This is a genomic window from Pseudomonas sp. R1-15 (assembly GCF_051132085.1).
GTDB lineage: Bacteria > Pseudomonadota > Gammaproteobacteria > Pseudomonadales > Pseudomonadaceae > Aquipseudomonas.
In genome coordinates this window covers 1508636-1522209 of record NZ_CP071660.1, presented here as the reverse complement: position 1 = coordinate 1522209, position 13574 = coordinate 1508636, and the positions used below count along the sequence as shown (strand labels likewise).

General features: G+C 61.2%; 14 protein-coding genes. 7 read left to right on the top strand and 7 right to left on the bottom strand.

What is annotated here, in order from left to right; genetic code table 11:
- Window positions 1-8 precede the first annotated feature (8 nt).
- Genes J3P97_RS06750 through rpoE form a run of 3 tightly spaced genes read right to left on the bottom strand, consistent with a single transcriptional unit; the run spans window position 9 to window position 2164 of the window.
- Window positions 9-956: a MucB/RseB C-terminal domain-containing protein gene (locus J3P97_RS06750; protein WP_434673754.1), complete on the bottom strand. Its 948-nt coding sequence runs from the start codon at window positions 954-956 to the stop codon at window positions 9-11.
- An 8-nt stretch (window positions 957-964) separates the two neighbouring features.
- Window positions 965-1552, bottom strand: coding sequence for a sigma-E factor negative regulatory protein (locus tag J3P97_RS06745; RefSeq protein ID WP_434673753.1), 588 nt, complete (start codon window positions 1550-1552; stop codon window positions 965-967).
- A 30-nt stretch (window positions 1553-1582) separates the two neighbouring features.
- Window positions 1583-2164 (bottom strand): RNA polymerase sigma factor RpoE, encoded by a 582-nt coding sequence (gene rpoE, locus J3P97_RS06740; RefSeq protein WP_003172477.1) that lies wholly within the window; start codon window positions 2162-2164, stop codon window positions 1583-1585.
- A gap of 559 nt (window positions 2165-2723) precedes the next feature.
- Here rpoE and nadB point away from each other — a divergent pair.
- A complete protein-coding gene (gene nadB / locus J3P97_RS06735) occupies window positions 2724-4340 on the top strand; it encodes an L-aspartate oxidase (RefSeq protein WP_434673752.1) in 1617 nt (538 codons plus the stop codon).
- Here the strand turns inward: nadB and J3P97_RS06730 are convergent.
- A complete protein-coding gene (locus J3P97_RS06730) occupies window positions 4309-4761 on the bottom strand; it encodes a protein YgfX (RefSeq protein WP_434569492.1) in 453 nt (150 codons plus the stop codon). The genes nadB and J3P97_RS06730 overlap by 32 nt on opposite strands.
- A complete protein-coding gene (locus J3P97_RS06725; protein WP_039593311.1) occupies window positions 4745-4999 on the bottom strand; it encodes a succinate dehydrogenase assembly factor 2 in 255 nt (84 codons plus the stop codon). The genes J3P97_RS06730 and J3P97_RS06725 overlap by 17 nt, the downstream gene beginning before the upstream one ends.
- Window positions 5000-5148: 149 nt before the next feature.
- Between J3P97_RS06725 and J3P97_RS06720 the strand changes: the two genes are divergently transcribed.
- Together J3P97_RS06720 and J3P97_RS06715 are read left to right on the top strand one after the other, a co-directional pair.
- Window positions 5149-6090 (top strand): YgfZ/GcvT domain-containing protein, encoded by a 942-nt coding sequence (locus tag J3P97_RS06720; RefSeq protein ID WP_434673751.1) that lies wholly within the window; start codon window positions 5149-5151, stop codon window positions 6088-6090.
- 36 nt (window positions 6091-6126) lie between these two features.
- A complete protein-coding gene (locus tag J3P97_RS06715; protein WP_434569494.1) occupies window positions 6127-6948 on the top strand; it encodes an HDOD domain-containing protein in 822 nt (273 codons plus the stop codon).
- Window positions 6949-7002: 54 nt separating this feature from the next.
- Here J3P97_RS06715 and J3P97_RS06710 read toward each other — a convergent pair whose 3' ends face one another.
- Complete coding sequence (locus tag J3P97_RS06710; RefSeq protein WP_305496221.1) at window positions 7003-8394, bottom strand: sensor histidine kinase; 1392 nt, start codon at window positions 8392-8394, stop codon at window positions 7003-7005.
- Window positions 8387-9058 (bottom strand): response regulator, encoded by a 672-nt coding sequence (locus J3P97_RS06705; protein ID WP_305496222.1) that lies wholly within the window; start codon window positions 9056-9058, stop codon window positions 8387-8389. Before J3P97_RS06705 ends, J3P97_RS06710 begins: the two co-directional genes overlap by 8 nt.
- A gap of 421 nt (window positions 9059-9479) precedes the next feature.
- Here J3P97_RS06705 and J3P97_RS06700 point away from each other — a divergent pair, with 421 nt between their 5' ends.
- From J3P97_RS06700 to J3P97_RS06685, 4 genes are read left to right on the top strand one after another with little or no spacing between them, the layout of a single operon-like run.
- Window positions 9480-10472, top strand: a complete 993-nt coding sequence (locus J3P97_RS06700; protein WP_434569497.1) for a Bug family tripartite tricarboxylate transporter substrate binding protein — start codon at window positions 9480-9482, stop codon at window positions 10470-10472.
- 55 nt (window positions 10473-10527) lie between these two features.
- On the top strand, window positions 10528-10989 hold the full coding sequence (locus J3P97_RS06695; RefSeq protein WP_305496223.1) for a tripartite tricarboxylate transporter TctB family protein: 462 nt from the start codon (window positions 10528-10530) through the stop codon (window positions 10987-10989).
- Window position 10990: 1 nt separating this feature from the next.
- Window positions 10991-12505 (top strand): tripartite tricarboxylate transporter permease, encoded by a 1515-nt coding sequence (locus J3P97_RS06690; RefSeq protein WP_434603045.1) that lies wholly within the window; start codon window positions 10991-10993, stop codon window positions 12503-12505.
- Window positions 12498-13541 (top strand): AbrB family transcriptional regulator, encoded by a 1044-nt coding sequence (locus J3P97_RS06685; RefSeq protein ID WP_434673750.1) that lies wholly within the window; start codon window positions 12498-12500, stop codon window positions 13539-13541. The genes J3P97_RS06690 and J3P97_RS06685 overlap by 8 nt, the downstream gene beginning before the upstream one ends.
- Window positions 13542-13574: the final 33 nt, after the last annotated feature.

Below are 13574 nucleotides of genomic sequence, written 5' to 3'. Positions count from 1 at the left end.
GCAGCGTGTTATTGGGCTGCCGCGACGTCGGAACGCATGGACAACGCGATCCGTTCCGCCGTACCGATAGGTATTTCGCCAACCACCGTCACCATCATCTCGCCCTGGGGTGTAGTAAGCCGACGCGATACCGCTGCGGTCGGGCCAAGCTGCGTGCGGGTGTCGGTGGCAGTTGCACCATTCAGCGGCTCCAGGAACACCGAGAAACGGGCCAGGCCATCGTCATACATCAAGCTACTGACCTGGATCTTGGTGTCCGGGTCCTTGTGCGCAGCGCTACTGGTCAATTCAAAGCCGGGCGGAAGCCAGTCGGAATGCCAGGCGGTTTTCACCATGGCGGCCTTACCGGGCCCCTGCGCAACAGCCTTGCATTCGACACTGGCCTGCAGATCAGCGTCTGAAGGCTCACCGATGTTCAAGCGAGTGAATTGGAAACGTTCGAGCAACTGGCCTTTGTCACTGAGCAACAGGGACTTGAGCGGCAAGCCGGTCTCTCTGTCGAGATGCAGCTCAAAGCCATAGCGATGCTGATCCTTGGGGGTCAGGGCGATAATGACAGCCTGACGCCCAGCCACGCGCGACTTGCCAATAACGGCAAGGTCATACCAATTCTTGAGTTTCTGCGGATCGAGCGCACGTGCGGTGCCATCTGGCGTATTGCCCAGCCCGGCGATCAAGGTGCCGCTGACGCATTGAGTCTTTCCATCAATGCGCATGACCTCCTGTGCCGAACCATCGAGCTGGAGCAACCGCTCGCGGACTTTGCCATCCTGGACGCGATGCCAGATGTTATGGGTAGAAAAACTACCGTTACGCTCGTAAACGAAAGTGCCCTGGAAGCTTTGCTGCTGCTCGGCTTGACTCAGACGATTGAGCCAGTCCTGAGCTTCACCGGCATAGGCTGGAACAACGCACCAGCCACCTACCAGAAGCGAGAAAAGAGGTATGGCGCGCATGGTCCTCCTTAACGGTTTTCCAGACTGGCCGCACGAGCATATGGCAGCGCGCTTTCAGTACCTTTCAGCGCAGCCTGCTGGGCATGCTGACGCAGGTAATTAGGCAAACGCTGATCATGCCAGCCTGGCTGGCCTTGCAGGACGCCGTTGGTCATCGGACCGGCAGCTTCCGAACCTTCGCTGTAGCCGGCCAGTACTGCCGGACCCTTGACCTGTGGTGCTGCCAGGCCAGGCTGATTGGACTGCTGCGCCATTTGCACGCCGGCAATCTCATCCTGGTTGTACAGACGCACACCTGCCAATACAGCTACGGTAACCGAGGCAGCAACTGCCAGGCGACCCAGGCTGCGCCATGGACCGCGGGAGGCTTTTGCCGGCACGGCTTCGTCAGCCAGCGCAGCAGAAACGGCCGCAGCGATATCCAGGCGTGGAAGCAACAAGTCCTTGTGCATCACCGCCCGGGCAATCTGGTAGCGAGCCCAGGTCTCACGGGTTTCAACATCGTCAAAGGCATTTAATACCCGACGCAATTCCAATTCGTCCGCTTCGTTATCCATCACTGCGGACAGCGATTCCTGCAGGGCTTCACGACTCATGGCGTTCCTCTCTTGGCTGTCGCCGCTGTCTCAGTTTTCCTGCAACAATGGTTGCAGGGCTTTATCGATGGCCTCCCGAGCGCGGAAGATCCGGGAGCGCACGGTACCCACCGGACATTGCATGACGCTGGCAATGTCCTCGTAACTCAGACCGTCGAATTCACGTAAAGTTAACGCCGTACGCAAATCTTCAGGCAGTTGCTGAATGGTTCGATGGACAGTGCCTTCGATCTCATCCCGCAGCAATGCACGTTCCGGTGATTCGAGATCCTTGAGGCCGTGATCGCCGTCATAGAACTCTGCATCCTCGGAGCTAACATCGCTATCCGGCGGCCGGCGGCCGCGTGAAACCAGATAGTTTTTCGCCGTGTTGATGGCGATGCGGTAAAGCCACGTATAAAACGCGCTATCCCCGCGAAAATTACCAAGTGCCCTGTACGCCTTGATGAAAGCTTCCTGGGCAACATCCTGGGCTTCATGGGTGTCGTGCACAAAACGCACGATCAACCCGAGAATTTTGTGCTGGTATTTCAGCACTAGCAGATCGAAAGCTCGCTTGTCGCCGCGTTGAACGCGCTCGACCAGCTGCTGATCCTCTTCCTGGGTTAGCATGAACACTCCTCGATAAGCTCGAAGGAGGCTTGCATTACTAATCGTCCAAGCTTGCAACCATAGACTCGGGCTTTTCGCAAAAGTTCTCCCCCTTCCAAGCAAGTTTCCGGCATGCTCTGATCCGGCACGCACGAAAAACGCAGCACGGGATTGCCCGGCCGCGCGAATAATCTGTCGTCGGGCCTGTCGGATGGGACTCGAATCGAAGTCCTGCACCAACCCGACGCTGTTCCCTTTTGCAGACAACCGTCTATTGAACCTAGGCGCTTGGCAAAAGTTCCCACCATTTGTAGCTGTTCGAAACGAAAATTTAGCAACCGTGACGAGATAAACAGCGTTCTGTCCTCGAAAAGGCTGCGTTGTCGCCGTTTCAGCAAAACCTTGATCCGACGAAGCGCGTCGCTTCCCTGTCGCACTGGTTCCATATTGCCATGAACGCCCGGCTATTGTGCCGATCCCCCCCTCTATATACTAGTGGGCTGCACGGTCGCCTGCCCCCATTGAACCGGATGCCTGGCACCCACCCCGACCCGGGTCGCTTTGAGCGGAAACCATTCGAATGAGCCAACAGTATCAACATGATGTTCTGGTAATCGGCAGCGGCGCCGCCGGATTGAGCCTTGCGCTGACATTGCCCGCGAACCTGCGCATAGCAGTGCTGAGCAAAGGCGACCTGGCCAACGGCTCGACGTTCTGGGCCCAGGGCGGCGTCGCCGCCGTGCTGGATGACGCGGACACTATCCAATCCCATGTCGACGACACGCTTAACGCCGGCGGCGGGTTGTGCAATCGCGAAGCCGTGCGTTTTACCGTCGAGCACAGCAGGGAAGCCATCCAATGGCTGATCGACCAGGGCGTGCCTTTCACCCGTGACGAGCAATCGGGCACCGAAGATGGCGGCTTTGAATTTCATCTGACACGCGAAGGCGGCCACAGCCACCGGCGGATCATCCATGCAGCCGATGCGACCGGCGCGGCAATTTTCAAGACCCTGCTGGCCCAGGCCCGGCAACGGCCGAACATCGAATTACTGGAACAGCGAGTCGCGATCGACCTGATCACCGAGAAACGCCTCGGCCTGGAAGGTGACCGCTGCCTGGGTGCCTATGTGCTCAATCGGGGCACCGGCGAAGTCGACACCTACGGGGCGCGCTTCGTGATCCTCGCCTCCGGCGGCGCGGCCAAGGTCTATCTCTATACCAGCAACCCCGACGGTGCCTGCGGTGACGGCATTGCCATGGCTTGGCGTTCAGGCTGCCGAGTGGCGAACCTGGAATTCAACCAGTTCCACCCCACTTGCCTGTATCACCCCTTGGCCAAGAGCTTCCTGGTGACCGAGGCACTGCGCGGCGAAGGCGCTCATCTGAAGCTCCCCAACGGCGAACGCTTCATGCAGCGCTTCGATCCTCGCGCCGAACTGGCCCCACGGGACATCGTTGCGCGGGCCATCGACCATGAAATGAAGCGCTTGGGCATCGACTGCGTGTACCTGGACATCAGCCACAAACCCGAAGCCTTCATCAAAAGTCATTTCCCCACGGTGTATGAGCGCTGCCTGGAATTTTCCATCGACATCACCAAGCAGCCGATCCCGGTGGTGCCAGCGGCGCATTACACCTGCGGCGGGGTGATGGTCGACCAGCACGGCCGCACCGATGTACCCGGCCTGTATGCGATTGGCGAAACCAGCTTCACCGGATTGCACGGAGCCAATCGCATGGCCAGCAATTCGCTGCTGGAATGTTTCGTCTATGCCCGCTCGGCGGCGGCGGACATCCTCGATCAGTTGCCGCAGGTTGCCATCCCGACCACCCTGCCCACCTGGGATGCCAGCCAGGTGACCGACTCGGACGAAGACGTGATCATCGCCCACAACTGGGACGAACTGCGGCGCTTCATGTGGGACTACGTCGGCATCGTACGCACCAACAAGCGCCTGCAACGGGCCCAGCATCGGGTGCGTTTGCTGCTCGATGAGATCGATGAGTTCTACAGCAACTATAAAGTCAGCCGCGACCTGATCGAGTTGCGCAACCTGGCGCAGGTGGCGGAACTGATGATTCGCTCAGCCATGGAGCGCAAGGAAAGCCGAGGACTGCACTACACCCTCGACTACCCGGACCTGCTGCCCGAGGCATTGGACACTATCCTGGTGCCGCCCACCTACGCCGGCTGAACCTGAGCCGGACCCGCAGGCGCCGATGAACATCCGGCGCCAGCGCGTCGCGGGGCACGCACAATGAGCGGACCCACCACTCGCCCCGCAAGCGAAAGCGCAGCACCACAATCATCGGCAATGCCAGGCTGTCCGGCCGCAACTGCACCGCCTGCCAGCCGCCGCCCTCGCTCCAGAGCTGCCAGCCGTCGGCATCGCGACGCAAACCACGAAAGGCCTGGCGATGGCTCAGCAACAGATATCGCGGTAGCACCCAGGCGCCGTGGCCCAGGCACAACATCGAAGCAACGACTGCGAGCCAGGGAGGAATCGAGCACAGGAACAACGAGCCCAAGGCAAACACCTGGGCCAGTAGATAGGCCGCCAGCAGCTGCCGGGAGGCGCGCCAGCGGCACTCGAAGCGGCTACTTGGGCTGGACACGGTCCAGGATCATCCGGACCATGCGCTGCAGTTCCGGATCCTCGGATTCACTGCGTTCCATGAACCAGCCGAACATGTCCTGATCCTCGCATTCGAGCAAACGGACGTAACACGCACGGTCGACTTCATCAAGATGTGGGTAGACCTCCTTCACGAACGGCACCAGCAGCACGTCAAGCTCAAGCATGCCGCGGCGGCTGTGCCAGTAGAGGCGATTCAGTTCAACATCTTCGACCATGGAGCACTCCTCAAATAGAGCGCAAGTATACAGGCCCGGCCGTAGCGGAACAGACGGCTTTGGTCGGGCGCCTCCGATCCTTTGTGAACTACCCATTTCAAGGGCGTCCCCTTATGATGTCTGCCAGACTTTTTACCCTGCGATGACCCATGGCTGATTCCGCTTTTTTCTGCACCCTGTCCCACGAAGGCGTTCTCGCGGTCCGCGGCGTGGACGCAAGCAAATTCCTGCAAGGCCAATTGACCTGCAACCTCAACTACCTGAGCGACAGCCGGGCCAGCCTCGGCGCCCGTTGCACCCAGAAGGGCCGGATGCAATCGAGCTTCAGGATCCTGCTTGAAGGCGACGGCGTGCTCCTGGCAATGGCCAGCGAATTGCTCGAACCGCAACTGGCGGACTTGAAAAAATACGCAGTGTTCTCCAAATCCAAGCTCACCGACGAGAGCGCCGCATGGGTTCGTTTCGGACTGGAAGGCGCCGATGCCACGCTCACCGACCTGGGCCTGGAACTGCCGGTCGATACCGACAGCGTGGTTCGCCATGAATCCTTGATCGCCATCCGCGTCTCTCCAGCCCGCGCCGAACTCTGGGCTCGCGCTGAACAGGCCGATACGCTGCGCACTCGCCTGAGCGCGAAACTGACCGAAGGCGATCTCAACCGCTGGCTGCTGGGCCAGGTTCGCGCGGGCATTGGCCAGGTCATGCCGGCTACTCGCGAGCTGTTCATTCCGCAGATGCTCAACCTGCAGGCCGTAGGCGGCGTGAGTTTCAAGAAAGGCTGCTACACCGGCCAGGAAATCGTCGCGCGCATGCAGTATCTCGGCAAGCTCAAGCGCCGGCTGTATCGCCTGCAGCTGGAGGCAGGCGAGCTGCCAGAGCCGGGCACTCCGCTATTCTCCCCCACTCACGGCAGTTCCATCGGCGAAGTGGTCATTGCTGCCCGCGCCGAACAAAACATTGAACTGCTGGCGGTGTTGCAGGCCGAAGCAGCGGAAGATGGCAATTTGCACCTCGGAGCTTTGGAAGGACCCGAGCTACAATTGCTGGACTTGCCTTACGAACTGGACCGCGACCGCGAAATCCAGCGTTGATCGCAACATTTTGTCGCAACACCCTAGAGAACCGAAATGAGCGATTTGGCGGATAAGGTCCAGCGGGATTTGGTGGCGGCCATCGATAATGATGACCTGGTCCTGCCAACATTACCGGAAGTGGCCATGCAGATTCGCCGGGCCGCCGAAGACCCGGAAATCAGCGTCAGCAACCTGAGTAAAGTGATTGGTCGTGACACCGCCCTCTCGGCGCGCCTGATAAAAGTAGTCAACAGCCCCCTGCTGCGTGCCACCCAGGAAGTAACGGACCTGCACACCGCAATCACGCGGTTGGGGGTCAACTACAGCAGCAACCTGGCGATCGGGCTGGTCATGGAGCAGATATTCCACGCTCGCTCCGAAGTGGTTGAGCAAAAGATGCGGGAAGTCTGGCGCAAGAGCCTGGAGATCGCCGGCGTCAGCTATGCGTTATGTCGCAGCTACACGCATCTCAAGCCCGATCAGGCGGCGCTGGGTGGACTGGTCCATCAGATCGGCGTGCTGCCGATCCTGACGTACGCCGAGGACAATAATGAACTGCTGTCGGACCCGGTCAGCCTCAATCACGTCATCGAGACGATCCATCCCGTGCTGGGGGACAAGCTGCTCAGTGTCTGGGAGTTTCCGGAACGGTTGGTGAAGTTGCCGGGGCTGTACCTGGATTTCACCCGAGACTCGAAGCAACTCGATTATGTCGACCTGGTGCAGGTTGCCGCGCTGTACTGCTACAAGGATGCCGACCATCCGCTGAGCAGGATTGACGCGTTCGGGGTTCCGGCGATCAGGAAGCTGGGCATCGACCTGGACAACAAGGACCGCTGCGCGGATATCGAAGAAGCGCGGTCAATGTTTTATTAAGCAGGCCGGGCAATGAATGTGTGTTGGTCATAACCTGTGGCATTCGGCTCGGGCTCATTCTGAGCCAGGAGCAAAACTCACCCGCACCTTCAACCCGCCCTCCTGCCCATCATGCAGGGTGATCTGCGCCAGGTGCGCACGGCAGATTTCTCCGACAATTGCCAACCCCAATCCCGAGCCGGCCACTTGCTGGTTGCGCCGATAGAAGCGCTCGAATACCCGTTCCCGCTCAGTCTCGGGAATGCCTGGGCCGTCATCCTCGACTTCCAGTACCGCCGGCGCGGTGACCCGCAGGATCACGTTACCGCCCGAGGGAGTATGGGCCAGGGCATTGTCCACCAGGTTGCTCAACAGCTCGTTGAGCAAAGTCGGTTCGCCCCGTAACCAGACGGGTTCATCGGCTTCCAGGGCCAACGCAACCCCACGGGCATGGGCCAGTGGCGCCATGGCCATGCCCAGTTCTCGGGCGAGCTGGCTCAGGTCGAGCAATTGTGCGCCGCCTTCGGCAATTGCCCGCGCGCCGTTCTCCACCCGCGCCAGCGACAGCAGTTGATTCGCCAGATGGGTCAAGCGATCAGTGCCCTGGGCCGCGGTTTCCAGGGTTTCGCGCCAGGTCGACGGTTCGCTGGCGCGCAGGCCCAGCTCCAGTCGAGCCTTGAGCGCCGCCAGTGGCGTTCGCAGCTCATGGGCGGCATCGGCAATGAATTGCGCCTGGCGTTCGAACTGGCCGCGCAGCCGTTCGGTGAAGTGATTGAGGGCACGTACCAACGGCCATAATTCGTGCTGGACTTCCACCAGCGGCAACGGCCGCAAATCGTCCGGCTGGCGTTCCTCCACCGCCGTGCGCAAGCGTTCCAGCGGGCGCAACGCCGCGCTGACCGCGAACCACACCAGCAAAAGCGCGCCCACCGCCAGCATGCCCAGCCGCAACAAGGTATCGGCCATCAAGCTGCGGGCCATGCTGACCCGCGCCTCTTCGGTTTCGGCCACGCGGATTTCCGCCATGCCGTTCATTTCGGGTTCGCTCACGGCCTTGAGCAGGCTCACCACGCGCACATTCTGCCCTTGGTAACTGGCGTTGTAGAAACGTGCCAGCGCCGGGTAATCGTCGGTGCGCGGCGTACCGGGCGGCGGCCCGGGAAGATTCTCGTAGCCGGAGATCAGCTTCTGGTGGATGTCGTTGACTTGATAATAGATACGTCCGGCACTGTCATAGGCAAAGGTGTCCAGAGCGACATAAGGTACGTCCGCGCTGAGGGTACCGTCGCGCTGCGAAAGACCGGCGGCGATGGTTCGGGCCGACGCCAGCAGCGTCCGGTCGTAGGCCGTATCGGCGGCTTCACGGCCATTCCAGTAGGCGCTCAGGCCGCTGGCGAGCATCAGTACCACGAGCAACGAAGCAAGGTTGCGAAGTAGCCGCCAGCGCAGGCTGTCGGGCTTATGCATCGCGATTTTCCAACAGATAGCCCAGCCCGCGGAACGTCACGATTGCCACCGCATGGCCGTCGAGCTTCTTGCGCAGGCGATGGACATAGATTTCGATGGCGTCGGGGCTGGCCTCTTCGTCCAGGCCGAACACCTGGGCTGCCAGTTGTTCTTTGCTCATCACCCGCCCTGGCCGGGCGATTAACGCTTCCAGGACAGCCTGCTCGCGAGAGGTCAGGGTCATCAGTTCCTCGTCGAGGGTAAAGCGCCGGGTGTCCAGGTCGTAGACCAGTCCACCACAGCGCTGCTGCCGCTCGCCACCCAGTACGCTACGGCGCAGCAGCGCCTTTACCCGCGCCTCAAGCTCGGTGAGTTCAAAAGGTTTGGCCAGGTAATCGTCGGCGCCGAGGTTCAGGCCATGGACCCGGTCCTTGACGTCGCTGCGAGCGGTCAGCATCAGCACCGGCAGCGTCTTGCCCCGCGCCCGCAAGCGCGCCAGCACCTCGAAGCCGTCCATGCGCGGCAGCCCGACATCAAGGACCGCCACCGCGTATTCCTCGCTGCTCAAGGCCAGGTCGGCGGCCACCCCGTCGTGCAGCACATCCACCGTCAACCCTGTGCTCTTGAGGGCCTGGGCGACACTTTCGGCGAGCTGCAGATGGTCTTCGACGAGCAGGACACGCATGGGGTTTTCCTCGATTCAGGGATGGTCGGGGCCATTCTTTGGCGCGGAGTTTACAGCCGCATCCGCCACTGTGAAGCTCAAAATCATCCTGACAGCTTTTGAAAGGTTAGCGAAAGGTTGGGCCGCTAGAGTCGCTCCACGGACAGTTTCGACTGCCGGTCGCGAAACACATCGCGAAACGAAAAACGCCTCGAAGCGTTTTCGCCGAATAAAAACAATAAGCGGAGTATTCATCATGCTGTCCATACAGCTTCTGGCTTCAACGCCCACCCGCCATTCCTGCCCCAACCAGACTACCCTTGCCTGTGCCGCTGCGCAGACCGAACTGCCGCGTCTTTGAAACGCGTTTGCGGATCTGCACCGTACATGTTCTGCGAAGCCTGACTTGAAACACACAACAACAACTCCTGTGGAGACAAAAATGAACCTATCACTGCGCAAAGTAGCCTTGGCCGCCGGATGCCTGATGTTCGCCGGGCAATTGCTCGCCGCGGACCCATCCAAAGAGCCGAAGCGCCCGGAATGCATCGCACCCGCTGCCCCTGGCGGCGGTTTCGACCTGACCTGCAAACTGGCGCAAAGCGCGCTGGTCAACGAAAAACTGCTGACCAAGCCGATGCGCGTCACTTACATGCCTGGCGGTGTCGGCGCGGTGGCCTACAACGCAGTCGTCGCACAACGCCCGGCCGACGCCGGCACGCTGGTGGCCTGGTCCAGTGGCTCGTTGCTGAACCTGGCGCAAGGCAAGTTTGGCCGTTTTGATGAAACCAATGTGCGCTGGCTCGCTGCCGTCGGCACTAGCTATGGCGCCATCGCCGTGAAAAGCGATTCGCCCTACAAAAACCTCGACGATCTGGTACAGGCCCTGAAGAAAGATCCGGGCTCGGTGGTGATCGGTTCCGGCGGTACCGTCGGCAGCCAGGACTGGATGCAGACCGCTTTGATTGCCAAGGCCGCCGGCATCGACCCGCGCAAACTGCGCTACGTGGCCCTTGAAGGCGGCGGTGAAATCGCGACCGCCCTGCTCGGTGGCCATATCCAGGTGGGCAGTACCGACATCTCCGACTCCATGCCACACATCCAGAGCGGCGACATGCGTTTGCTGGCGGTGTTCTCTGATAAACGCCTGGACGAGCCGGAGATGAAAGACATCCCGACCGCCGTGGAACAAGGCTACGACATCCGTTGGCCGGTAGTACGTGGCTTCTACCTGGGCCCGAAAGTCACCGATGCAGAATACGAATGGTGGAAAAACGCCTTTGACAAGCTGCTGGCTTCCGAAGAGTTCGCCAAGCTGCGCGACCAACGGGAACTGTTCCCGTTCGCCATGACCGGTCCGGAGCTGGACGCCTACGTGAAGAAGCAAGTGGCCGACTACAAGATGCTGGCCAAAGAATTCGGCCTGATCCAGTAATCGCCTCTGTTCTCGCGGCGGCACCGGCACAGTCGGCGCCGCCCAGGAGTTAGTCATGCTCGTCATCCAACGTATTATTGCCGCGGTGCTGCTGCTGGCCTGCATCGGCCTGGCACTGATGGCCTGGCCCTATCAGGCAGCCTTTTCCTATGAACCGGTTGGCCCGCGTGCCTTTCCCCTGCTGATACTCGGGCTGATGGGACTGGCGCTGCTGTACATGCTGTTTCGTCCCACGCCCGTCGTGCACAGCGAAGACGATCCGCACCTGGACCGTGAAACCCTGCAGAAGATCGGTATCTGCGTGGCGCTGCTGCTGGTATTCGCCGGGACCTTCGAGCCCTTGGGATTCATCCTCGCCAGCATTCTGATCGGCGTGCCGATGGCACGTCTGTACGGCGGCCGCTGGGTGCCGAGCGTGGTGATCATCAGCCTCATGGCCATTGGTCTTTATCTGTTGTTCGACAAGCTGATGGACGTGCCGCTGCCCCTGGGCCTGCTCGGCGTCCTGGAGAATTGATATGGATACCCTGAATTATCTCGGCCAGGGTTTTGGCGTTGCGCTGACGCCGTACAACCTCGTCACCGCGTTGAGCGGCACGCTGATCGGTACCGTGGTCGGCCTGCTGCCGGGCCTGGGGCCGATCAACGGCGTGGCGCTGCTGATCCCGATTGCCTTTGCCCTGGGCCTGCCGCCGGAATCGGCGCTGATCCTGTTGGCGGCGGTGTACCTGGGCTGCGAATACGGCGGACGTATTAGCTCGATCCTGCTTAACATCCCCGGTGAAGCCTCCACCGTGATGACCACCCTGGACGGCTACCCGATGGCCCGCCAAGGCCTGGCCGGGGTGGCGTTGTCGCTGTCGGCGTGGAGTTCGTTCATCGGCGCGTTCATCGCCACCTGCGGCATGGTGTTGTTTGCGCCACTGCTGGCCAAATGGGCGATCGCCTTCGGACCGGCGGAATATTTCGTCCTGATGGTGTTTGCCATTGTCTGCCTCGGCGGCATGGCCGGCGACCGACCGCTCAAGACCTTCATCGCTGCGCTGATCGGGCTGTTCCTGTCTTGCGTCGGCATCGATGCGAACAGCGGCGTGTACCGTTTTACGGGTGACAACATCCATTTGACCGATGGCATCCAGTTCGTCGTACTGGTGCTGGGCCTGTTCTCCATCAGCGAGATTCTGTTGCTGCTGGAAAAAACCCATCGCGGCCAGGAGGCGGTGAAAGCCACCGGGCGGATGATGTTCAACTTCAAGGAAGCGGCCTCGGTGTTCTGGGTGAACATCCGCTGCGGCGTGCTCGGTTTCATCATGGGCGTATTGCCTGGCGCTGGCGCAACCCTGGCCAGTGCCGTGGCCTACATGACCGAAAAACGCATGGCTGGAGCCAGTGGGACGTTCGGCCAGGGCGACAAGCGTGGCCTCGCGGCGCCGGAAACCGCCATCGGCGGCGCGGCTTGCGGCGCGCTGGTGCCAATGCTGACCCTCGGCGTCCCAGGTTCAGGCACCACGGCGGTGATGATCGGCGCGCTGTCGCTCTATAACATCACGCCCGGCCCGCTGCTGTTCCAGCAACAGCCGGACATCGTCTGGGGCCTGATCGCTTCGTTGTTCGTCGCCAACGTCATGCTGGTGATCCTCAACATCCCGATGATTCGTATCTTCACCCGCATCCTGGCCGTGCCGAACTGGGCGCTGGTGCCGGTCATCGCGATCATCACCGGGATCGGCGTTTACGCCGTGCACGCCACAACGTTCGACCTGTTCCTGATGATCGGCATCGGTATCTTCGGCTACATCCTGCGCAAGCTGGATTTCCCGCTGTCGCCCGTGCTGCTGGGCTTCATCCTTGGCGGTCTGATGGAGCAGAACCTGCGTCGTGCATTGTCGATTTCCAATGGCGCGTTGGAGATCCTCTGGTCCAGCCCGATCACCTTCGGCTGCTGGGTCCTGACGGCAATCATGTTGTTCCTGCCGCTGCTGCGCATCTGGCGTCGTCGCAGTGCCCAGCGTCGTGCCCTGGCCAATGTCTGAGGCGACAACTTTCAGACAATGGTGGGGAACACCGCTGGTCGGTCTGGCCGGCGGTTATCTGGCCAGCCTGATCGGCTGGCCCTTGCCCTGGATGGTCGGCTCGCTGTTGGCGATCATCCTGGTGCGCTGTCTCACTCCCCGGCAACTGATGGAAATCCCCGGCGGCCGCAAATGCGGCCAATGGGTGGTGGGCATCGGTATCGGCCTGCACTTCACGCCGGTGGTGATGGAACAGGTCCTCAGCCACTTCGGCCTGATCTTCTTCGGCGCGCTGATCACCAGCGTGTCCAGCATCGTAAGTGTCTGGCTGATGCGCCGCACCGGCGAAGACCGCGCCACGGCCTTTTTCTCCAGCATGCCGGGCGGTTCCGGCGAGATGGTCAACCTCGGCGCCCGCAATGGCGCGATGCTCAGCCATGTTGCCGCGGGCCAGAGCCTGCGTGTGCTGGTGGTGGTGTTGTGCGTGCCGGCTGCCTTCAAGTATCTGCTCGGTGACGGCACGCCGGTGCAACACGCCACGGCGGTGGATTGGTTGTGGCTGGCGGTTCTGTTTCCGGCGGGTGCCCTCCTCGCCTGGATCTGGGAGCGCTTGCGCCAACCCAATCCATGGCTGTTCGGGCCCTTGTTGGTCAGCGCGGCGGTGAGCATCGGCTGGGACCTGCACATCGGCCTGCCCGACGGCGGCAGCCAGATCGGCCAATGGCTGATCGGCAGCGGCCTGGGCTGTCATTTCAACCGGCAGTTCTTCCGCCGCGCACCGTCGTTCATGGGTCGTACCTTGATTGGCACGGTGCTGACCATGCTGATCGCCACGCTTGCGGCCCTGGGCCTGAGCACCTTGACCCACCTGGACTTGCGCTCGCTGACCCTGGGCATGATGCCCGGCGGCATCGCCGAAATGAGCTTGACGGCGGAGACCCTGCAACTGTCGGTGCCGTTGGTGACGGCGCTACAGGTGATGCGGCTGTTGTTCGTGCTGTTTCTGGCTGAGCCGTTGTTCAGGTATTGGGTTCGCAGACCGGATCCGGACTTGTAGACCGGGTTGTCCTCTTCGCGAGCAGGCTCGCTC